The sequence below is a fragment of the Kitasatospora sp. NPDC032150 genome, assembly GCF_055579945.1.
Map to the genome: position 1 here is coordinate 1 of NZ_JBVIMH010000050.1, position 22,044 is coordinate 22,044.

11 protein-coding genes are annotated in these 22,044 nt (G+C 72.3%); 6 read left to right on the forward strand and 5 right to left on the reverse strand.

Going from position 1 to position 22,044, the window contains the following annotated elements; translation table 11 throughout:
• Together ACZ5ON_RS33560 and ACZ5ON_RS33565 are read left to right on the forward strand one after the other, a co-directional pair.
• Window positions 1-9,354, forward strand: a 9,354-nt coding sequence (locus tag ACZ5ON_RS33560) for an SDR family NAD(P)-dependent oxidoreductase (RefSeq protein WP_465600679.1), incomplete at its 5' end; no start/stop codon positions are given.
• A gap of 143 nt (window positions 9,355-9,497) precedes the next feature.
• Window positions 9,498-10,259: a thioesterase II family protein gene (locus ACZ5ON_RS33565; protein ID WP_465600682.1), complete on the forward strand. Its 762-nt coding sequence runs from the start codon at window positions 9,498-9,500 to the stop codon at window positions 10,257-10,259.
• Between the two features lie 120 nt (window positions 10,260-10,379).
• On the opposite strand, the gene ACZ5ON_RS33570 is transcribed toward ACZ5ON_RS33565, so the two are convergent.
• From ACZ5ON_RS33570 to ACZ5ON_RS33585, 4 genes are all read right to left on the reverse strand, one after another.
• Window positions 10,380-13,220, reverse strand: a complete 2,841-nt coding sequence (locus ACZ5ON_RS33570; RefSeq protein ID WP_465600685.1) for a helix-turn-helix transcriptional regulator — start codon at window positions 13,218-13,220, stop codon at window positions 10,380-10,382.
• 749 nt (window positions 13,221-13,969) lie between these two features.
• The gene (locus tag ACZ5ON_RS33575; RefSeq protein WP_465600687.1) at window positions 13,970-14,347 is read right to left on the reverse strand and encodes a helix-turn-helix domain-containing protein; all 378 of its coding nucleotides are present in this window, start codon (window positions 14,345-14,347) and stop codon (window positions 13,970-13,972) included.
• Between the two features lie 118 nt (window positions 14,348-14,465).
• Window positions 14,466-16,142: a flavin monoamine oxidase family protein gene (locus tag ACZ5ON_RS33580; RefSeq protein ID WP_465600727.1), complete on the reverse strand. Its 1,677-nt coding sequence runs from the start codon at window positions 16,140-16,142 to the stop codon at window positions 14,466-14,468.
• An 81-nt stretch (window positions 16,143-16,223) separates the two neighbouring features.
• Window positions 16,224-17,036, reverse strand: coding sequence for a carbon-nitrogen hydrolase family protein (locus tag ACZ5ON_RS33585; protein WP_465600690.1), 813 nt, complete (start codon window positions 17,034-17,036; stop codon window positions 16,224-16,226).
• A gap of 328 nt (window positions 17,037-17,364) precedes the next feature.
• On the opposite strand from ACZ5ON_RS33585, the gene ACZ5ON_RS33590 reads away from it, so the two are divergent.
• The 4 genes from ACZ5ON_RS33590 to ACZ5ON_RS33605 all read left to right on the forward strand — a co-directional run bounded on the left by ACZ5ON_RS33590 (window position 17,365) and on the right by ACZ5ON_RS33605 (window position 21,355).
• Window positions 17,365-18,297 carry an ACP S-malonyltransferase gene (locus tag ACZ5ON_RS33590; RefSeq protein WP_465600693.1) on the forward strand — a complete coding sequence of 311 codons (933 nt, stop codon included), beginning with the start codon at window positions 17,365-17,367 and terminating at the stop codon, window positions 18,295-18,297.
• A gap of 26 nt (window positions 18,298-18,323) precedes the next feature.
• On the forward strand, window positions 18,324-19,184 hold the full coding sequence (locus ACZ5ON_RS33595) for a metallophosphoesterase family protein (RefSeq protein ID WP_465600696.1): 861 nt from the start codon (window positions 18,324-18,326) through the stop codon (window positions 19,182-19,184).
• On the forward strand, window positions 19,181-19,837 hold the full coding sequence (locus tag ACZ5ON_RS33600; protein WP_465600699.1) for a 4'-phosphopantetheinyl transferase family protein: 657 nt from the start codon (window positions 19,181-19,183) through the stop codon (window positions 19,835-19,837). Before ACZ5ON_RS33595 ends, ACZ5ON_RS33600 begins: the two co-directional genes overlap by 4 nt.
• A 108-nt stretch (window positions 19,838-19,945) precedes the next feature.
• Window positions 19,946-21,355: a class I adenylate-forming enzyme family protein gene (locus tag ACZ5ON_RS33605; RefSeq protein ID WP_465600701.1), complete on the forward strand. Its 1,410-nt coding sequence runs from the start codon at window positions 19,946-19,948 to the stop codon at window positions 21,353-21,355.
• 7 nt (window positions 21,356-21,362) lie between these two features.
• Here ACZ5ON_RS33605 and ACZ5ON_RS33610 read toward each other — a convergent pair whose 3' ends face one another.
• A complete protein-coding gene (locus ACZ5ON_RS33610) occupies window positions 21,363-22,019 on the reverse strand; it encodes a response regulator (RefSeq protein WP_465600704.1) in 657 nt (218 codons plus the stop codon).
• Window positions 22,020-22,044 lie beyond the last annotated feature (25 nt).

Genomic DNA, 22,044 nt, shown 5'->3' on the forward strand with positions numbered 1-22,044 from the left:
TGGGGCGAGGAGCGGATCTCGGTCGCCGCGGTGAACGGGCCGTCGTCGGTGGTGGTTTCGGGTGAGCCGGCCGCGCTGGAGGAGCTGATCGCCTCCTGTGAGGCGGATGGTGTTCGGGCGCGTAGGGTGCCGGTGGATTACGCCTCGCACTCGGCTCAGGTGGAGTCGATCCGTGCCGAGCTGCTGGACGTGTTGCGTGAGGTGAGCCCGCGGGCGGGTCGGGTGCCGCTGCTGTCCACGGTGACCGGCGAGTTGGTCGACGGTTCGGGCATGGATGCGGAGTACTGGTACACCAACCTCCGTGCCACGGTGGAGTTCTCGGACGCGACGCGCGCGTTGCTGGAAGAGCACTCCGTCGGAACCTTCATCGAGGTCAGCGCGCACCCCGTGCTTGCGATGGCGGTTCAGGAGAGCGTCGAGCAGAGCGGGCGTGACGCTGCCGCGTTCGGCACCCTGCGCCGCGACGAGGGCGGTGCCCATCGCGTGCTGGCCTCCTTCGCGCAGGCGTGGGTACGCGGTGTCGCCGTCGACTGGCAGGCGGCCGTCTTCGCCGGCACCGGGGCCGAGCGCGTCGACCTGCCCACCTACGCCTTCCAGCAGGACACTTACTGGCCCCGGCCGCTCACCGGCTGGCTGGGCGACGTGGCCTCCGCCGGTCTGGGTTCGGCCGACCACCCGCTGCTCGGCGCCTCCGTGGCGCTGGCGGACGCGGACGGTCACCTGTTCACCGGGCGCCTGGCGCTGGACTCGCACCCGTGGCTGGCCGACCACGCCGTGGGCGACATCGTGCTGCTGCCGGGAACCGCCTTCGTCGAGCTGGCGGTCCGGGCGGGTGACCAGGTCGGCTGCGACCGCCTGGAGGAGTTGTCGCTTGAGGCGCCGCTGATCCTGCCCGCCAAGGGCGCGGTGCAGGTCCAGCTGTGGGTCGGTACCCCGGACGATGCCGGCCGGCGCACCGTCAGTCTGTACTCCCGTGCCGAGGATGCGCCGGCGGAGGAGCCGTGGACCCGGCACGCGGCCGGTCTGCTCGGTACCGGCGTGGCCGCCTCGATGAACGAGCTGGCCGAGTGGCCGCCGGCGAACGCCGAGGCCGTCCCCGTCGACTCGCTCTACGAGGGCTTCGCCGCCGCCGGGTTCGGCTACGGACCGGTGTTCCAGGGCCTGCGGCGCGCCTGGCGGCAGGGCGGCGAGCTGTTCGCCGAGGTCGAACTGCCGGAGGAGAGCTGGGAGTTGGCCGGAAGGTTCGGCCTGCACCCGGCCCTGCTCGACGGCGCGCTGCACGCGATCGGGCTCGGCGGAGTACTGGAGGGCAGCGGGCAGGCCCGTCTGCCGTTCGCCTGGTCCGGAGTCTCGCTGCACGCGGTCGGTGCCACCGCACTTCGGGTTCGGATCGTCGCGAACGGCCCGGATGCGGTCGCGCTGCACGTCGCCGACGGCACCGGCGCGCCGGTCGCCACGGTCGAGTCGCTGGTGCTCCGGCCGGTGTCGGTGGACCAGTTCTCCGCCGCCCGCGCCGCCTACCACGACTCGCTGTACCGGGTGGACTGGACGGCGGTGCCGCTCGGCTCCCCGGCCGGCCGGAGCGCCGAGCGGTGGGCCGTCCTGGGCGACGAGACGCTCGGCCTGGACCAGGCTGCCGGCTTCGCCGACCTGGCCGCGCTGACCGGGGCCCTCGCCGGCGGAGCCGCGCTCCCGGACACCGTGGTTGTGCCGTTCCTGGGAGGTGCCGAGGCGGAGCCCGGCGCCGGGATCCCAGCCGCCGCTCACCTGAGCGCGCACCGGGCTCTGGGTGTGCTGCAGGACTGGCTGGCCGAGGACGCCTTCGCCGGCACCCGGCTGGCCGTGGTGACCCGTGGTGCCGTGGCGGCCGGTACCGACGGGGACGGGACGGTGGCGGACCTGGCGGCGGCGACGGTCTGGGGCCTGGTGCGTTCGGCTCAGACCGAGAACCCCGGCCGGATCGTCCTGGTGGACCTCGACGAGGAGGGGGCATCGCTCGACGCGCTGCCCGCGGCGGTCGGCAGCGGTGAGCCGCAGCTGGCCCTGCGGTCCGGATCCGCCCTCGCCGCCAGGGTGGCGCGGGTCCCGGCGGCCGACGAGGCGGAGCCGCTGGTGCTGGACCCGGAGGGTACGGTGCTGGTGACGGGTGCGACGGGCACGTTGGGTGCGCTGTTCGCCCGGCACCTGGTCGCGGAGTACGGCGCGCGTAGGCTGCTGCTGGTCTCGCGGCGTGGGGCTCAGGCCGAGGGCGCCGAAGAACTCGCAGACGCTCTCCGCGAGTTGGGTGCGGAGCCGGTCTTCGCCGCCTGCGACGTCGCGGACCGTGACGCGCTGGCCGCCCTGCTCGCCGAACACCGCCTGACCGCAGTCGTGCACACCGCCGGTCTCCTGGACGACGGCGTGATCTCCTCGCTCACCCCCGAGCGCATCGACACCGTGCTGCGCCCGAAGGTGGACGCGGCCTGGAACCTGCACGAACTGACGAAGCACCAGGACCTCTCCGCGTTCGTGCTGTTCTCCTCCGCCGCCGGTGTCTTCGGCGGCGCCGGTCAGGGCAACTACGCGGCGGGCAACGCCTTCCTGGACGCCCTGGCACAGCAGCGCCGGGCCGCCGGACTTCCGGGACTCTCACTCGCCTGGGGCCTGTGGGCCGAGGAGAGCGGTATGACCGGCGACCTCGGCGACGCGGGCGTCGAGCGGATGGCCCGCGGCGGTGTCATCGCCCTGTCCTCCGAGGAGGGCCTGCGACTGTTCGACGCCTCCGTGCGATCGGCGGAGCCGGTGCTGGCGCCGATCAGCCTCGACCTGGCCGGGCTGCGCGGGCAGGCGGAGGCGGGCATGCTCCCGCCGCTGCTGCGCGGTCTGCTGCGCGGCCCGGTACGGCGCAGCGCGGACGCGGGCTCGCGGCCCGGCGGCGCCTCTCCGCTGATGCAGCGGCTCGCGGCACTGCCCGAGGCCGAGCGCGACGCGGCCCTGTTGGACGTCGTACGGGCCGAGGCAGCCGCCGTCCTGGGCTATGCGGGCCCGCACGCGGTGGACGCCGACCGGGCGTTCAAGGACCTCGGCTTCGACTCGCTGACCGCCGTCGAGCTGCGCAACCGCCTGAACGCCGCGACCGGCCTGCGGCTGCCCGCCACGCTGGTCTTCGACTACCCCAACCCGGGGGCGCTCGCCGAGCTGCTCCGCACCGAGCTCCTGGGCTCGCTGCCCGACGCGGCGGCCGTCGCGGTGGCGGCGGCCGACGACGAGCCGATCGCGATCGTCGGGATGGCCTGCCGGTTCCCGGGCGGGGTGAGTTCGCCCGAGGAGCTGTGGAGGCTGGTGGCCGACGGCGTCGACGCCGTGTCGGGATTCCCCGCCGACCGCGGCTGGGATACCGAGGCGCTCTACGACAGCGACCCAGAGCAGCAGGGCACCACCTACACCCGTGAGGGTGGTTTCATCCACAACGCCAGCGAGTTCGACCCGGACCTCTTCGGAATCTCGCCCCGAGAGGCCGTCTCGATGGACCCGCAGCAGCGGCTGCTGCTGGAGACCTCGTGGGAGGCGTTCGAGCGGGCCGGGATCGACCCGAACTCGGCACGCGGCAGCCGCACCGGCGTCTTCGTCGGTGTGATGTACAACGACTACGGCATGCTGCTCCAGCAGTCGGCGGAGGCCTTCGAGGGCTACGTCGGCACCGGCAGCTCCGGCAGCATCGCCTCGGGCCGGGTGTCCTACACCCTGGGCCTGGAGGGGCCGGCCGTCAGCATCGACACCGCCTGCTCCTCCTCCCTGGTGGCCCTGCACCTCGCGGTGCAGGCGCTGCGCAACGGCGAGTGCACCCAGGCGCTGGCCGGTGGTGTGGTGGTGATGGCCACTCCGGCTCCGTTCGTGGAGTTCAGCCGCCAGCGCGGCCTGTCGGCCGACGGCCGCTGCCGGGCGTTCTCGGACGACGCGGACGGCACCGGCTGGGGTGAGGGCGTCGGCATGCTGCTGGTCGAGCGGCTGTCGGACGCGCGCCGCAACGGGCACCCGGTGCTGGCGATCGTGCGCGGTAGCGCCGTCAACCAGGACGGTGCCTCCAACGGCCTGACCGCCCCCAACGGTCCGTCCCAGCAGAGGGTCATCCGCCAGGCGCTGGCGTCGGCCGGGCTGACGGCCGACCAGGTGGACGCGGTCGAGGCCCATGGCACCGGCACGACCCTCGGCGACCCGATCGAGGCCCAGGCCCTGCTCGCCACCTACGGCAAGGGCCGTCCCGAGGACCGCCCGCTGCTGCTGGGCTCGCTGAAGTCCAACATCGCCCACACCCAGGCCGCGGCCGGTGTCGGTGGTGTGATCAAGATGGTGATGGCGATGCGGCACGGCGTACTGCCGCAGACCCTGCACGTCAGCGAGCCGTCCTCGCACGTCGACTGGTCGGCCGGCGCGGTCGAGCTGCTGACCGAGGCCCGGTCCTGGCCGGAGACCGGACAGCCGCGCCGCGCGGGTGTCTCCTCGTTCGGCATCAGCGGCACCAACGCCCACGTGATCATCGAGCAGGCACCCGAGGAAGCCGCCCCGGCCGAGCACGCCGCTCCCACCGAGCCCACTGCCCGGGCGGTGCTGCCCTGGGTGCTGTCGGGCCGTTCGCCGGCGGCGCTGCGCGGTCAGGCCGAGCGGCTGCTGGCCCGGCTGGAGGCCGGACAGACGGCGGACCAGGCCGACATCGGCTGGTCGCTGGCCACCACCCGCGCGGCGCTGGAGCACCGCGCCGCCGTGGTGGCCGCCGACCGGGTGGAGCTGCTGCACGGCCTGAAGGCGCTGGCGCACGGCGAGTCGACGGCGAACACGGTTCAGGGTGTGGCCGCTTCGGGGAACCGCTCGGCGTTCCTGTTCACCGGCCAGGGCAGTCAGCGGGCCGGCATGGGCCGTGAGCTGTACGAGACCTTCCCGCGGTTCGCCGAGGCTTTCGACGCGGTCTGCGGGGAGTTGGACCGGCACCTGGACCGTCCGCTGCGCGAGGTGGTGTTCGGCGGGGAGGAGTTGGACCAGACCGGGTACACCCAGCCGGCCCTGTTCGCGGTCGAGGTGGCGCTGTTCCGCCTGGTCGAGTCGTGGGGTGCGCGTCCCGACTTCCTGGCCGGGCACTCGATCGGCGAGCTGGCCGCCGCGCACGTCGCGGGTGTGCTCTCGCTGGCTGATGCCGCGACTCTGGTGGCTGCTCGCGGCCGACTGATGCAGCAACTGCCTTCGGGCGGTGCCATGGTGGCGGTCCAGGCTAGCGAGGACGAGGTCCTGCCGTTCCTCACCGAGGAGTTGGGGATCGCGGCGGTCAACGGTCCGACCTCGGTGGTGATCTCGGGTGTCGAGCAGGCCGTGCTGGAGGTCGCGGAGAAGCTGGCCGCGGACGGTCGCAAGACCAAGCGGCTCACCGTCAGCCACGCGTTCCACTCGCCGCTGATGGAGCCGATGCTCGCCGAGTTCCGTGAGGTCGCCGAGGGTCTGACCTTCGCCGAACCGCGCATCCCGATCGTCTCCACCCTCACCGGCTCGGTCACGGACGAGATCCGCACCGCCGACTACTGGGTGCGCCACGTCCGCGAGGCCGTCCGCTTCCACGACGCAGTCCGGGCCCTGGAGCGCGAAGGCGTCCGTACGTACCTGGAGCTGGGCCCGGACGGGACCCTCGCCACCATGGGTCAGGACTGCGTCACCGAGGACGCGTGGTTCGCCCCCGTCCTGCGCCGTGACCGCGCCGAGGAGCAGAGCTTCACCCTCGCACTGGCCGGGCTGCACCTCCGGGGCGCCAAGCTCGACTGGGAGGCCGTGTTCGCGGGCACCGGCGCGCGGCGCGTCGATCTGCCCACCTACGCCTTCCAACGGCAGCACTACTGGCCGAAGCCGTACACCGGCTTCTTCGGCGACGTCACCGCGGTCGGTCTGGGGGCGGCCGACCACCCCCTGCTCGGCGCGAGCGTCGCCCTGGCCGACGCCGAAGGCCAGCTGTTCACCGGCCGCCTCGGCCTGGACACCCACCCCTGGCTGGCCGACCACGCCGTGATGGGTGCGGTGCTGCTGCCGGGGACCGCCTTCGTGGAACTCGCGATCCGGGCCGGCGACCAGGTCGGCTGCGGACACCTGGAAGAACTCGCCCTGGAGACCCCGCTCGTCCTGCCCGAGCGCGGCGGGATCCAGCTGCAACTGGCCGTGAGCGCACCGGACCGGGACGGCCGCTGCCGCCTCACCCTGCACTCTCGGCCCGAGGACGCGGCGGGAGACCTCCCCTGGACCAGGCACGCCACCGGTGTGCTCTCCGCCGCCACTGGCGACACGGGCCCCGACCTTGCCGAGTGGCCGCCGCGGGGAGCCGAACCGGTCGAGGTGGACGGCCTGTACGAGGGCTTCGCCGCACTCGGCTTCGCCTACGGCCCCGCGTTCCAGGGGCTGCGGGCCGCCTGGCGGCGCGAGGGCGAACTGTTCGCCGAGGTCGCGCTGCCCGAGGAGGTCAGGACGCAGGCCGCGGCCTTCGGCCTGCACCCCGCGCTGCTCGATTCGAGCCTGCACACCCTGGGCCTCGGCGGTCTGCTGGCGGACACCGGCCAGGGAAGGCTGCCGTTCGCCTGGAGCGGCGTCACCCTGCACGCCACGGGTGCGGCCGAACTCCGGGTGCGGATAAGGCCGTCGGGTGATGACGTGCTGGCGCTGGAGCTGGCCGACCCGGCCGGCCGACCGGTGGCGGAGATCCAGTCGCTGGCGCTGCGCCCGCTGACGCCCGAGCAGCTCGGCGCGAGCGGCAGCGGCAGGGACGACGCACTGTTCGCACTGGAGTGGGCCGCCGTCCCCGCCACCACCGCGACCGCCGGCAGCTGGGCCGTCCTCGGCTCCCACGCGCTGGAGCTCGCGGCGGAGGGGGCGGCGTTGGGGGCGGCCGCCTACCCCGACCTGGACGCGCTGACGGTGGCCGTGGCAGCGGGCACCCCGGTCCCGGACAACGTCCTGGTGTGCTGCCCGCCCGCAGCCGCGGACCAGGACGCGGCACAGGCCGCCCACCTGGCGGCAGGCCGGACGCTGGAGCTGGTCCAGTCCTGGCTGGCGGAGGACTTCACCGCCACCGCGCGGCTGATCATCGCCACCCGGGGCGGAGTGTCCACCCGGCAGGGCGAGGACGTGCCCGATCTGGCGGCCGCCGCGGTGTGGGGCCTGGTCCGCTCGGCCCAGACCGAGAATCCGGACCGGATCGTCCTGGTCGATCTGGACCAGGACGGCGCACACCGGGCGCTGTCCGCCGCAGCGGTCGGGGTCGAACCCCAACTCGCCTTGCGTGATGGTGAGTTGTATGCACCCCGGCTCGCCAGGATGGCGCTGCCGGAGCAGACCGGACTCGCCGACCCCAACCCGAGCGGCACGGTACTGCTCACCGGCGCCACCGGCTCCCTCGGCCGGCTGTTGGCCCGCCACCTGGTCGCCGAACGCGGTGTGCGCCGTCTGCTGATGGCCTCCCGTCGGGGCGAAGAGGCGGAAGGCGCCGCCGAGTTGAGGCAGGAACTGGCCGACCTCGGCGCCGAGGTGCGCCTGGCCGCCTGCGACGTGGCCGACCGGGACGCCCTGGCCGCGCTGCTCGACAGCGTGCCGGCCGAGCACCCGCTCACCGCCGTGGTGCACGCCGCCGGCCTGCTCGACGACGGCGCCGTCGCCACCCTCACCAGGGAACGGGTCGACCGGGTGCTGCGCCCCAAGGTGGACGCGGCCTGGCACCTGCACGAGCTGACGGAGCAGCACCCGATCTCCTCCTTCGTGCTGTTCTCCTCGATGGCCGGCGTCTTCGGCGGCCCGGGCCAGGCCAACTACGCCGCGGCCAACGCCTTCCTGGACGCCCTCGCCGCCCACCGGCGGGCCCAGGGCCTGCCCGCCACCTCACTGGCCTGGGGCCTGTGGGAGCAGGACGGCGGAATGGGCGGCACGCTCGCCGAGGCCGATCTGCAGCGCCTCGCCCGCGGCGGGGTGGCGCCGCTCTCCGTCGAGGACGGCCTGGCGCTGTTCGACGCCGCCGACGCGCTGGACCGGTCGCTGCTGGTCCCGGTCAGGCTGAACCTGGCCGGTATGCGGGCCCACGCGGCCGCGACCGGACAGGTGCCGGCACTGCTGCGCGGACTGCTGCGTGTCCCGGCCCGCAGGTCGGCCACCGCGGCCTCGGAGTCGGCCGACGCCCTGACCGGGATGCTGGCCGGCCGTACCGAGCAGGAGCGGGAAGCCGTGCTGCTCGACCTGGTCCGCACCCACGCCGCCGCGGCGCTCGGCCACTCGGCCCCGGAGGCGGTGGACGTCGAACGCGCCTTCCTGGAAATGGGCTTCGACTCGCTCACCTCGGTGGAACTGCGCAACCGGCTGGCCCTGGCGACCGGTCTGCGGCTGCCCGCCACCCTGCTGTTCGACCACCCGACCCCGAGGCTGCTGGCCGTCCGGCTGCGCGACCAGCTGGCCATCGCCGGGTCCTCGGAGCCGGTCGCCGAGGAGGCCCGCCCACTGGGCACCATCGGCACGCTGCTGCGCGGTGCCGCAGAGACCGGCCGCAGCCGGGAGTTCATGGAGCTGCTGATCGCGGCCTCGCGGTTCCGGCAGTCCTTCGAGCACGACGAGGCGGCCGACCTGGCGCCGGAGCCGGTCCGGCTGGCCGACGGACCCGAGCAGCCCGTACTGGTCTGCCTGCCCTCGCTGCTGGCGATCTCGGGCCCGCACCAGTACGCCCGGATCTCCGCGGCGTTCCGCGGCCGGCGGGCGGTCCGCGCGCTGCCGCTGCCGGGGTTCCGGGAGGGTGAGCCGCTGCCGGCCACCGCCGAGGCGGTCGTCGAGGTCGTCGCGCAGGGAACGCTGCGGGCGGCCGGGGGAGCCCCCTTCGTGCTGCTCGGCCACTCCACCGGCGGTCTGGTGGCCCAGGCCGCGGCGGCAAGGCTGGAGGAGCTGGGTACGGGTCCGGCGGCCGTGGTCCTGGTGGACACGTACTCCTTCGAGAGCGAGGCCGGGGCCGACGGCGCGGGTGCGGGTGCGGGTGCCAGGGTCGAGGACGTGCTCCCGGCGCTCACCGGCGCGATGCTGGCGCGCGAGGGCGCGTACGTCCCGATGGACGACACCAGGCTCACCGCGATGGGCGGCTATCTGCGGCTGTTCGCCGATCGCCGGCCCACCGGAACCGCCGCGCCCACCCTGCTGGTCCGTGCCGTCGACGTCCTGGCGGCGCCAGGACCGGACGGGGTGGCCGAGGCGGCCGTCCGGGCCTCCTGGCCGCTGGAGCACACCGCGCTGGACGGTCGCGGCGACCACTTCACCGTGATGGAGGAACACGCCGCCGCCACCGCCGAGCTGATCGAGAATTGGCTGCGCGAGGTGTGCTGACCGTGCTGAGGTGGTGAGAGCTGTACCGCACCACCTGCACCGACCGCTGTCCCGGCCCGACCCCCGACGGGCCGGGACAGCCCCGGTGGACCTCCACCGGACAAGACTTGGCAAGCCGTCACACTCAGGAGAGACGAGAACCGATGACCACGCCCACCAGTGCCGAGTACGACCTCTGGATACGCCGTTTCCACCAGGCCCCCGGCAGCAAGGCGCGGCTGCTCTGCCTTCCGCACGCCGGCGGATCGGCCAGCTTCTACTACCCGGTCTCGGCGGCGCTGTCGCCCGGGATCGAGGTCCTCGCCGTGCAGTACCCGGGCCGTCAGGACCGCCGCAGCGAGCCGAGCATCGGCACCATCGCCGAACTGGCGGACCAGGTCCACCGGATGGTCGCCACCCTGGACGACCGGCCGCTGGGGATCTTCGGCCACAGCATGGGCGCGATCCTCGGCTTCGAGCTGGCCCGCCGGCTTGAGGCGGACGGGCGAGGGCCCGCCGTGCTCTTCGCCTCGGGTCGGCGCGGCCCGGGCACGCACCGGGAGGAGACCGTCCACCTGCGCGACGACGACGGTCTGGTCGACGAGCTCAAGGGGCTCAGCGGGACCAACACGGCGCTGCTCGGCGACGAGGAGATCCTGCGGATGATCCTGCCGGCGATCCGCAACGACTACCGGGCCATCGAGACCTACCGGCGCACGCCGGGCGAGCCGGTGAGCACCCCGATCGTGGCGCTCACCGGCGACGATGACCCCAAGGCCACCGTGGAGGAGGTCAAGGCCTGGGCGGAGGAGACCACCGGCAAGTTCTCGCTGAGCGTCTTCCCCGGCGGCCACTTCTACCTGGCCACCCACCAGAAGGCGGTGCTCGCCGAGATCACCGACCACCTGGCCGCCCACACCGGCTGATCCCTCGCGGGGCAACCCCGAACACCGGAAGGGCGCGGGGAACCGCGCGGGAAACCCACCTCTGCGGAGGGTTTCCCGCGCGGCTCCCCGCGCCCAGGGCGGACCGCCGATCGGACGCCGTCAGGCGTAGGAGGCGCTGCTGCCCGTCGACACCAGGCACAGCTCGCCCGGCAGATCGCTGCGCCGGGTGACCTTGAGCTTGCGGTAGACCCGGGTCAGGTGCTGCTCCACCGTGCTGACCGTGATGAAGAGCTCCCGGGCGATCTCCCGGTTGGTGTGGCCGAGTGCAGCCAGTGAGGCCACCCGCCGTTCGGCGTCGCTCAGATCGCCCGCGAGCGGAGTGGTGGAGGCCGTCTGCGGCGCCTCCTCGCGGACGTCGCAGAACATGCTGGACAGGCCGCGCAGGATGGGCTCGGCGGAGTGCTCCTTGGCCAGTTGCCAGGCCCGGTTCATCATGGTCCGGGAGCGCTTGTGGTCGCCCAGGTTCTGGTAGGCGTAGCCCAGGTCGGCCAGGGCCAGGGCCAGTTCGACCGGGGAGTCGCAGCGCTGGAGCTCGTCCACCGCCTGACGCAGCATCGAGGGACGGTGGCGGAGTTCGGCGACGGCCGCGCCCAGCCGCAGCGCGATGCCGCGGGAGCGGGACGGACCGGGCTGCAGCCGCTTGAACTGCTCGTCGATCAGGACCTTGGCCTGCTGGTGGTTGTTCATGCTCAGGTGGACCCGGGCGGCGGCCGCCCGCCACGCCACCACCGTCGGCAGGTCGATGCCCCACTCCTGCATCATCTCGCCGCAGATCAGGAAGTCGTCGAGGGCCGCGTGCGGGTTGTTGGTGGCCAGCCGGTACTCGCCCCGGGCGTGCAGGTAGTGCAGCCCGTAGCGGGACTTGTAGATTGCCTGCGGCACCGGCCGGCTCAGCAGTTCCGCCGCGTCCTCGTACTTGCCCATCGCGGTCTGGGCCATCAGCAGGACGGCCATCGGCAGACCGATCGTCACGCCCCAGCCCTGCCAGGGCATCTCCTCGAGGGCGGTCTTGGCGAAACGCTCCGCCTCGACCAGCCTGCCCTGCCGGAAGGCGATCTGGCCGCGCAGTGCCAGCAGCGGTGGCCGCCAGCCCTCGGCGGCTCGGCCGATCCGGCTGAGCAACTGGTCGCAGCAGACCGCAGCCCGGTCGAGCTGGTCGCCGTAGATCAGCGCGAGCAGGGCGAACTCGACCTGCTCCCAGGAGCGGTAGCTCAGCCTGATGGTCCGTAGGACCTGCTCCGCGCCGAGGAAGGTGTTCTCGCCGGCGCAGCCGCTGAGCACCTCGTCGAGCACGGCGGCGGCCTGCAACTGCGGGTCGGCCCGGACCGCGGCGGGGGCGCGGTCCGCGTTGACGTTGCGGGGCCCGAAGGGCGGCAGTTCGGCCAGTGCGCCGGGGTAGGCGCTGGCGAGCAGCAGTTTGACGGTCTGCAGTTCGGCGGTGGTACGGCCCTCGGCCGGACGCCCCGGGGCGGCCAGCAGGTGGTCGAGAACGGCCGTCGCCTCGGTGATCCGGCCGTGCCGCAGCAGGTACTTGACGACCACCACGCTGTGCCGGTCGCCGAGGTCGCCGGCCCGCAGGGCGGCGGTAAGCTGGGGCAGGTGGCGGGTGGCGTTGCCGGCCTGGAGCTGCCACTCGACGCCGGCCAGCAGGGTGAGCACCTCGCCGCGCGCCCGGCGGTCGGTGCAGACCCGGTGGGCGTGCTCGACACAGCGCCTGGCCAGGTCCGCGTCCCCGTCGAAGAGCGCCTGGCGGGCGACGTCGCACAGTACCCGGGTGCTCCAGGCCTCGCCGGGCTCGTTGGAGGCCAGCAGCCGCTCGGCGATGGCCCGCTCGGGTGCTCCCTGGGTGTACAGCAAGTGGGCGGCGCGGTGCTGCAGCTTGCTGAGGTCGTCCGCGTCGGTGTCGTGCAGGACGGCGGTCCGCACGGCGGGGTGCCGGAACTGCCCGTGCTCCAGCAGGCCGGCCGACTCCAGGCCGCGGATGACGCACTCCACGGTGGCGGGGGAGAGGTCGAGCAGCTGTCCGAGCAGGTGGGTGGTGCAGCTCTCGTCGAACACGGCGATCCCGCGGGCCACCGCGAGGGCGGAGGGTTCGCTGCGGTGCAGGCAGCTGACGACGGCCTGGGAGAAGGCGTACCCGGCGCCCAGTCTGGACGGGCGCTGCTCGGACGGCAGCCGGGTGCAGGTGCGCAGGTCCTCCAGCAGGGCGTGGACCAGCAGCGGGTTGCCGCCCGTCAACGCGTCGAAGAAGGGTGCCAGTTCGTCGGCCCGCTCGGCGTCGAGGCGGGACTCCAGCAGCTGCACCACACCCTGGTGGGTGAGCGGGCCGAGCAGGATGCGCCGGCAGTTCGGCTGGCGCAGCAGCTCGGCGTGGAAGGCGGGGTGGGGATGCTGCGCCGAGGTGCGCTCGGTGAGGACCACCGCGATCGGGGCGGTGCCGAGCCTGCGGATCAGGAAGAGCAGCCACTGGAGCGAGAGCGCGTCCGCGTGGTGGACGTCGTCCACGCAGATCAGCAGCGGCCCAGCGGTGGAGAGTTCGAAGAGCACCGCGCACAGTTCCTGGACCAGGTCGGTCGGGAGCTGCCATGGCTCCTGCCCGGGCCCGGTGGGTGTCGCGTGCTGTGCGGCAGTGCGTTCACTCGTGGCGAGCAGGAGCCGTACCTGCTCGCTGCGTTCGGCGGTGAGCGGGGCCTGCCTGAGCAGCTGTCCGACGATACTCAGCGGCGTACGGCATTCGGCCTGTGCCCCGACCGCCCGTAGCGCGATGACGCCCGAGCGGCTGGCCTCCTCACAGAGGGCGTTCAGCAATCCGGTTTTACCGCTGGCAACCGGTCCGACCACCAGGCCGACCGAGCCTGAGCCTTGGAGTGGGTCGGCGGTGAGCCGGGTCAGGAGCCGCAATTCCTCGCTGCGTTCGATGAGGCCGGAACGGGCCGTCATGTAGTGGACTCCTTGCTTCAGGTCCCGATGCCCGCCCAGGGAACGTCCGTGTAAGGGGAGGACAGCGCCGTGGGCAGGGTCTGTTCTGAGAGTGAGAAGGGTGCCGGTCTGCCGTCGTCTCAGGTGAGTGGGCGACAGGGCTCTGGCAGATCAGACCGCAGGAGCGGTTCGTCGTCTGGAGACGAGAAGTGATGGCACGTCAGTGATTCCCCCGAATGAGCTGGCAGTCGCCAAGGCGGTCGAATGCCGGACAAGCGGACAGGTTTATCCGGCGCTCAACCATTAATTTATGGCGAATTCATGTCCGCGCACTCCGGGCGCAGCCGGCTCAGCCGGCGCCGCCGATCAGGTTGCGGGACAACTGGTCTGAACATAACACTTTGGCGGCCCGATGGACGATGCATGCCGTCAGGAAGCGATCAATAATTGAAGGGCCTAGGAGCAGTAGGGGTGGCGGTAGGGGGTGTGCAGGGGGCCGGATGCGCTCTCCATAGGATGGTTGAGCCCAGCAACTCATGACAAATCGGACAAAGCTCATGTGTGTCCGGTGTGTGGGTCGTGGCGCCTGGAGTTAACCTTCGAGGCTTAGCAACTGTCGGTCGGTCAAAAGCCGTTCATCGCTGCGTCAAACCTGCGGGATTCGGCCATCTCGGCATCGGAATCAGGCTGTCCCGTAATTGTCACGGTGCATATGCGAACGGCCGGTCCGCCGCAGCGCTCTGCTGCGGTGGACCGGCCGTAAGGGCTGGTCAGGAGCGTTGTGCCGGTACCCGGTGGGCGTTCTCGTCCTCGGCGTGCACCTCGAGGCGGAGCGAGAGGCGGCAGCGCCGGCGGCCCGCCGAGGAGAGTTCCAGGTAGGTGCCGAGATGGCTGACGATCCGGTCGGCGGCCGACTTGGAGACCCCGAACAGGGTGGCGACCTCACGCATGGTCAGCTGGGTCCGCCAGTAGGTGGTGACCAGCAGTACCCGGTCCTCCAGGGAGAGCGTCCAGCGGCGCCCCGCCCGAGGGCCGTCGGCCTCGGCGCGGGTCCGCAGAGCATCCAGCAGGTCCTCGAATTCCTCCTCGGCCAAGCCGGTGAGGAGCTCCACCCAGGTGCGCTCCGATGCGTTGATCAACTGTGTCATGACCAGCCCAATGGTGCCCCGCCGGGCTGTGTGCAGCCCTGCCATCCCCCACCCAACACCGCAACCGTTCCCCCGTCCGCCCTGGCCGACCCCGCACCCCTACCCCCGTAGGGGGCGCTCACTCCTCCGGCAGGAGGATCGGCGCGATCTCCTCGAAGACGTCCCCGGGGCCGGGGTTGGTGGGATGACTCGCACCCCCCAGGGCGTCGACGACACCCCAGACCGCGTTGAGCGCCGTCGTGACCGCCCCTTCGGCGAACCCCGCCGTCCATGACACATCGTCACCGGCCAGGAACAGGCCGCGCTGCCCGGCCGGGAGGCCGTGCTGCACGAACTGGGTGAAGAGCCGGCGCTGGTAGCGGTACTGACCGGGAAGGTTCGCCTTGAAAGCACCCATGAACAGGGGCTCGGTCTCCCATGTTACCGAGACGGGAGGACCGCTGATGTGCTGCCGGATGTCGACTTCGGGGTAGATCCTGTGCAGCTCGGCGAGCAGCCGCTCCAGCCGCTGCTCGTCGTTCAGGGTGGCGACCTTCAGCGAGTCGTCGTTCCAGGTGTAGGAGAGGCAGATCACCCCGGGCCGGTCGGGACCGTCGTCGAACAGGTAGACCCCGCGCGGCATCCGGTCGGTGAGCGTCATGCTCATCAGGTCCTGGCCGGTGCGCGGGTCGCGGTCCAGCCAGAACGGACGGTCGGTGAGCACGAACATCTTGGAGGCGCCCATGTAGTGGGTGCGTTCGACAGCGGTCCACTGCGGCACCGAGAGCAGCGCCGGGTCACAGTCGATCCGGTTCAGCAGCGTCCACACGTGCGGGGTGAACACCACCGCCGGGTAGGTCTCCACCGAGCCTCGCTCGTCCTCGACGGTGATCCCCCCGGCCGCCCGGCGCAGCGCCGTCACGGCCGGCCTGGGCCGGCCCTCGTGCAGGGAGGCGAGCGAGGTGCCGGCCGGCCAGTGCGCCGCGCCCTCCGCGGCCAGCGTCCACAGCCCGTCGACCAGCCGTCCGGTGCCGCCGACGATGCTCACGTGCTCCTCGTCGGCGGCGGTGAAGACCACCCGCAGCACCTCCAGCACGGAGTTGGGGAAGTCGGTGTCCCAGCCGCCGGAGCCGAAGCCGACCTGCCCGAAGATCTCGCGGTGCCGGAACGAACGGAAGTACGGCGAGGCGGCGAGGAAGCCGTGGAAGGACTGGTCGTCCAGGGTGCGGACCATCCGGTTCCACACCGCCTTCAGCAGCGGGACGTCCCGGCGTCGGACTGCGTCCTCCATCACCGCCAGCTCGGCCTCCTCCCGCAGGGTCTTCTCCCAGGCGTCGGCCACCTCCTGGTAGACCGTCGGAAGGTCCTCGACGGTCCGGGCCAGGTGCCGCTCACCGGCCAGGTGCACCAGGGTGCTGGAGGTGTGCGGGGAGAGCGGGTTGGGGAACGGACGGGTCCGGAGCCCGAGCAGGTCGAAGTAGTGGAACAGCGTGGTGGCCGAGACCGGGAAGCGCATCGCCCCCATCTCGGCCACATATCCGGGATCGGCCTGGAACGGCACCGCGCGCATCCGGCCGCCCAGTTCCCCGGCCTCGTACAGCACCGGGCGCAGCCCCAGCCGCATCAGCTCGTACGCCGCGACCAGGCCCGCGATCCCGCCGCCGACCACCGCCACCGGCGTGCCGTGCCGCTCCTCGGGCAGCGAGCCGAGCCCGGCCGGGTGGCGCAGCCAGTCGTCGTACGCGAAGGGGAAGTCGGGGCCGAACATGGTCAGCGGAGCGGTCGCGGGACGCGTCGCGGGCTGTGCCGCGGGCATCGCCGGGAGCTCCTGGGAGCCGAGGGGAATCAGGGACATCTGGGACACCTTTCGGGGCCCGGTCCGCGAGAGCCCAGCCGCTCAGCCCAGCCGGGCGGGCAGGCCCTCGTAGAGCTCGGGGCGCCGGTCGTGGAGATAGGGGGTGTCGGCGCGCGCCTTCGCCACCACGGCCGGGTCGACCTCCGCCAGCAGCAGGCCCTCGACGGGCTCCGCCAGCGTCTGCCGGGTGCCGTCCGGGGCGGCCACGGTGGTCAGACCGCAGAAGTCCAGGCTGAGCCGCTCGCCGATCCAGTTGGTGTAGGCGACATAGAGCTGGCTCTCGAACGCCCGGGCGGGGACGATGGTCCGCGCGACGAACTCCCACGGCCGCATCAACGCCGTCGGGACCACCAGCAGTTGGGTACCGGCCAGGGCGTGGGCGCGCACCGCCTCGGGGAACTCGACGTCGTAGCAGACCAGCAGGCCCACCTTCAGTCCGCCGAAGTCCGCCTGCACCACGCCGTGGTCACCCGGTGCGAACCGGGAGCTGTCCACCTCGCCGAACAGGTGCGCCTTGCGGTACGCGGCCAGGGTCGTGCCCTCGGGGGAGACCAGCCGGGCCGCGTTGTAGACCGCGGAACCGGTGTCCTCCGGCCAGCCGTGCACGATGGCGATGCCCGCCTCCCGGGCGATTTCCGACACGGCCGCGCAGAGCGGCCCGTCGACGGGCTCGGACACCTCGGCGAGCGTGCCGGGGCGCAGCGGGTACCCGCCCAGGGTCATCTCGGGGGCGACGAGCAGCTCGGCTCCCGCCTCCGCCGCGCGGGCGGCCGTCTCGCGCAACCGGTCCAGCAGTTGCGGAACGTCGGGGGAGCCGGCCGCGGCCTGCCAGCAAGCAATCCTCATCGCGAGCACCCTCTCCCGGTAGCGGCGGAGTCATCCGGAGCGGCCGTTTCCGCGCCGAAGCTATGCGGACGCCGTGGACCCGGACAACCCCTAAGTCGCCCCTACCCCACAGCATTTGCGCTGGCCACGTCGGGTACCGCCGCAAGGCGGCCGGGCCGGCGCCGCCGGGTGGCAACGGGCCGGCCGGATGATCCACGGTATCTCAACCGCCGGGCCGGGCAGTTGGTCCACCGCACCGGTCGGTCTTAGGGGGCGTAGGGGAGCGGACAGGGGTAGCGGGTGAAGCGGCCGTGATTAGGCTCGGAGGCGACGCCGACCACCGAGAGAACGGGCTGAGATGACGACCGGTGAGCCGCGGAGCAGCGCGACCGTCTTTCCCGCCATGGGCCCTTCGCGGTTCGCCGACTTCGGCAGATTCATGATCGTGAACGCCGAGGCCAGGGAGCGCTTCGCCGTCGCCGACGAGGTCCTCGGCTACAGCGTCTTCGACGCCCTGCGCGAGACCGTCGACGACTACGCCGAGGTCGCCCAGGTGACCTCGTTCGTCACCTCGCTCGCGCTGGTCGAGTGGAGCGACAAGTCCCGTTCCGAGCCCGCGGGTTACTGTGCGGGTGTGAGCTTCGGCAAGATGGCCGCCGCCGCCCACGCGGGCGTGCTTCCCTTCGACCGGGCCGTCAGCCTGGTCGCCGAGACCGCCCGCTGCGAGCACGACTACTTCACCGAGCAGCACAGCGACATCGTCACCCATTCCTTCGTCAAGGTCCCGTGCGAGACCCTGGACGAGTTGCTGGCCGAACTCGCCGACGCCGGCGAGTGGTTCGAGATCTCCTCGTACCTGGACCACGACCTGTACATGGTCTCGCTGAGCGAACGGGCGCTGGACGGGTTCAAGGAGCGGATCGGCGCGGTGGGCGGCTACTCCCTCTACACCATGCGCCCGCCCGCCCACGCGAGCATCTTCGGTCCGCTGCGCGAGCGGATCGAGCAGGACATCCTCTCCGGCTACGAGTTGAGCGACCCGCGGATCCCGATCGTCTCGGACCAGGACGGCTCCCTGGTCACCACCGCGGAGCAGGCCCGCGAGTGGATCCTCGGCGGGTACGTCCGCCCGATGCGCTGGCCCGGGATCGTCGAGACCCTGGCCGCCGAGGGCGTCGAGCGGATCAGCGTGGTCGGCCGGGACCGGCTGCTGCGCCGCCTCCGGTGCACCGTGGAGAACTTCGCCACCACCACGATCGCACCCGAGTCGGCTCTCCGGCCCGTCGGCTGACGGCCCGAGAGCGGAAGGCGGAACCCTTGTCGAACAGCTCCGGCGGACCGGGCAGCACCCTGTACGCCACCAGCGACCTGCACATCAGTTACCAGGAGAACCGTGAGATCGTCCGCGGCCTGCGTCCGCGGGGCCCCGAGGACTGGCTGATCATCGCCGGTGACATCGGCGAACTGGTGGCGGACATCGAGTGGACGCTCGGCCTGCTCGCCGAACGCTTCGCCACCGTGGTGTGGGCCCCCGGCAACCACGAACTGTGGACCCACCCCAGTGACCCGGTGAAGCTGCGCGGCGTGGCCCGCTACCGGCGCCTGGTGGAGCTGTGCCGGGGACTGGGCGTGCACACCCCGGAGGACCCGTACCCCGTCTGGCAGGGCGAGGCGGGACCGCTGCGGATCGCCCCGCTGTTCGTCGGGTACGACTACAGCTTCCGGCCGGCCGGCGCCGCCACCAAGGAGCAGGCGCTGGCCCGGGCGCACGAGACCGGTGTGGTCTGTGCCGACGAGTACCTGCTGCACCCGGACCCCTACCCGAGCCGGGAGGCCTGGTGCCGGGCCCGGGTGGCCGAGACCGAGGAGCGCCTGGCGGCCTGCGACCCGGCGGTGCCGACGGTGCTGGTCAACCACTATCCGCTGGTCCGCCAGCCCACCGACGTCCTGTACTACCCGGAGTTCGCGCAGTGGTGCGGCACCACCGCGACCGCCGACTGGCACACCCGCTTCAACTGCGCGGCGGTCGTCTACGGACACCTGCACATTCCCCGGGTCACCCACTACGACGGGGTCCGCTTCGAGGAGGTCTCGGTGGGCTACCCGCGCGAGTGGCGCCGCCGGGGCAGCGCCGCCCCGAACGGCCTGCGCCAGATGTTCCCGGAGGTGGCACGGTGATCGAACGCATTCTGCCCTCGATGGTCGCCTCGGCCGAGACCACGGCCGAGGACGAGCCGATCGAGCTCTTCCCCGAGGAGGCGGCGCACATCCGGCGGGCCGTGCCGCGCAGGCAGGGCGAGTTCCGCGCGGTGCGGGCCTGCGCCCGGCGGGCGCTCGCCGCGCTGGGACACGCCGCCGTCCCGCTGCTGCCCGGTGAGCGGGGTGCGCCGAGTTGGCCGGAGCAAGTGGTGGGCAGTATGACCCACTGCCTCGGCTACCGTGCGGCCGCACTTGCCCCTGCCGCCGAGGTGCTCACCATCGGCATCGACGCCGAGCCGAACGAGCCGCTGCCCGAGGGCGTGCTGGAGGCCGTCGCCCGACCCGAGGAACTGCCCCGGCTGGAGGAACTCGCCGACGCCGTCCCGGACTTGTCCGCGGACCGGCTGCTGTTCAGCGCCAAGGAGAGCGTCTACAAGGCGTGGTTCCCGCTGATGCGCCAGATGCTCGACTTCTCCGAGGCGACCCTCACCTTCGGCGCCGACGGCACCTTCGCGGCCCGCCTGCTGGTACCGGGACCGACGGTCGACGGCCGGCGGCTGCCGGGGTTCGAGGGCCGCTGGCTGGCCGATGACGGCCTGGTGGTCACGGCGATCACCGTACTGCACTCCTGACGTGTGCCACCGAGCGCCCGCAGGACCGAACACGTAGACCCGCCCGTCGAATTGCCGCGACCGCGACCGGCGGCGCCGGCCGCCGGGCACGAGAAGGAAGAGAAGCCGATGGCGGCAAAGATCCTTGCGGAGACTTCGGTCGTGACCCTCGCCGAGTTCGAACAGGACACCCTGCGGATAGCGCAGGTCCTGCGGGAGCGGGGAGTCGGGCTCGGCGAACGGGTGCTGTTCAAGGCCGGGAACTCGATCGCCTACGTCTCGGTCCTCCTCGCCCTGATGCACGTGGGAGCGTCCGTCGTCCTGGTGGACCAGCAGGAGAAGCAGGACACCACCGCCGCCATCATCCAACGGGCCGGGACCAAGGTCGTGCTGGTGGACGACGACGCCCCGGTGCCCGCCGATGCGGACCCGGTCCACCTCTACGAACTCCTCGCGGCCGCACCGGATCTGGAGGTGACCGACCGCAAGCTCTGCTTCGACGCCTGGTGCGACCTGGACGACGCCCTGATCATGTGGTCCTCCGGATCCACCGGCGAACCCAAGGGCATCGTCAAGAACGGCGGCCGGTTCCTGAAGAACCTGGAACGCAACGCCCACCACATGGGCCACAACGCCGACGACGTGCTGCTGCCGCTGCTGCCCTTCTCGCACCAGTACGGCCTGTCCATGGTGCTGATCGCGTGGATCGTCCAGGGCTCCCTGGTCATCGCCCCGTACAAGCGCGCCGACCGCGCACTTCGGATGGCCGGGCACTTCGGCGCGACCGTCGTCGACGCGACCCCGGCGACCTACCGCAGCATCCTCACCATCCTCGGGCAGCGGCCCCGGCTCGGCTCCTCGCTCGATGAGGTCCGGATGTTCTGCAGCGGCGCGGCCCCACTGGACCAGGCGCTGGTGGAGCGCTACGTCGAGCGCTTCGGACTGCCGCTGCTGGACAGCTACGGCAGTACCGAGGCCGGCAACGTGGCGTTCGCGACCGGCGACAACCCGGTCTCCTGCGGCCAGGTGATGGACGGACTGCGGATCCGGGTGGTGGACGACGAGGACCGCGAGCTGCCGCCGGGCGAGGTCGGTGAACTGCTGGTCGAGACGCCCGACGTGATGATCGGCTACCTCACCCAGGACGGCGGGATCGACCCCGTCGACCAGCAGGTCTTCCGGACCGGCGACCTCGGCTACCTCGACGCCGCGGGCAACCTCTTCGTCCTCGGCCGCAAGTTCGCGGTCCACCGCAACGGCTACACCCTCTACCCCGAGATCGTCGAGCGGAAGGCCGCCGCCGGCGGCTGCTCCGCCCGGATCGTGCCGCTGCCCGACGAGCGCCGGGGCAGCAGCCTGGTCTTCTTCGTGGAGGACGAGCAGCTGCGCGAGGCCGCCTACTGGCGGCAGTTCCTCGACGAGCTGCTGCCGGCCTACGAGCAGCCCAACCGGGTGGTGGTGCTGGAGCAGTTCCCGCTCAACCGCAACGGCAAGCCGGACAAGCGGAAGATGACCGAACTCGCGCTCGCCTCGGCCTGACGGTACCTCAGCCCAGCAGTCCGCGCTCCATCGCGGCGAGCACGGCCGCCGTCCGGTCCGACACGTCGAGCTTCCTGAAGACCCGCAGCAGATGGGTCTTCACGGTCGCCTCGCCGATGTGCAGCCGTCGGCCGATGTCGGCGTTGGTCAGCCCGTCTCCGACCAGCAGCAGCACCTCGCGCTCCCGTCCCGAGAGCGCCTGCGGCTCCTGCGCCTTGGCCCGGAACAGCTTGCCCGCGACGGCGGGGGAGAGCACCGTCTCACCCCGGGCCGCGGCCCGGACGGCGTCGATCAGGTCCGCCCGGGAACTGCCCTTCAGCAGGTACCCGGCGGCACCGGCCTCGACCGCGCGCAGGATGTCGGCGTCGCTCTCGTAGGTGGTGACCACCACGACCTTGGGCCGCCGCGAGTGCGCCAGGATCCGCGAGGTCGCGGTGACCCCGTCCATCGCCCCCATCCGCAGATCCATCAGCACCACGTCGGGATCGAGCGAGGCGGCCAGCACCACCGCCTCCTCCCCGCCCCCGGCCATCCCCACCACGGAGATCCCGGGCGCGGACTCCAGCATCGCCGACAGGCCCTCCCGTACCACGGGATGGTCGTCGGCGATCAGGACGGTGATCGGCTGCGGGGTCGTCGCCGGTGGGGTCATCGGCTGGGTCATCGGCTGCCTCCATGGACTCGGTGCT

Coding starts and splice junctions, on each gene's coding strand:
- ACZ5ON_RS33565 (WP_465600682.1), top strand. CDS start 9,498: ATGACCACGCCCACCAGTGCCGAGTACGACCTCTGGATACGCCGTTTC.
- ACZ5ON_RS33570 (WP_465600685.1), bottom strand. CDS start 13,220: ATGACGGCCCGTTCCGGCCTCATCGAACGCAGCGAGGAATTGCGGCTC.
- ACZ5ON_RS33575 (WP_465600687.1), bottom strand. CDS start 14,347: ATGACACAGTTGATCAACGCATCGGAGCGCACCTGGGTGGAGCTCCTC.
- ACZ5ON_RS33580 (WP_465600727.1), bottom strand. CDS start 16,142: ATGCCCGCGGCACAGCCCGCGACGCGTCCCGCGACCGCTCCGCTGACC.
- ACZ5ON_RS33590 (WP_465600693.1), top strand. CDS start 17,365: ATGACGACCGGTGAGCCGCGGAGCAGCGCGACCGTCTTTCCCGCCATG.
- ACZ5ON_RS33605 (WP_465600701.1), top strand. CDS start 19,946: ATGGCGGCAAAGATCCTTGCGGAGACTTCGGTCGTGACCCTCGCCGAG.
- ACZ5ON_RS33610 (WP_465600704.1), bottom strand. CDS start 22,019: ATGACCCAGCCGATGACCCCACCGGCGACGACCCCGCAGCCGATCACC.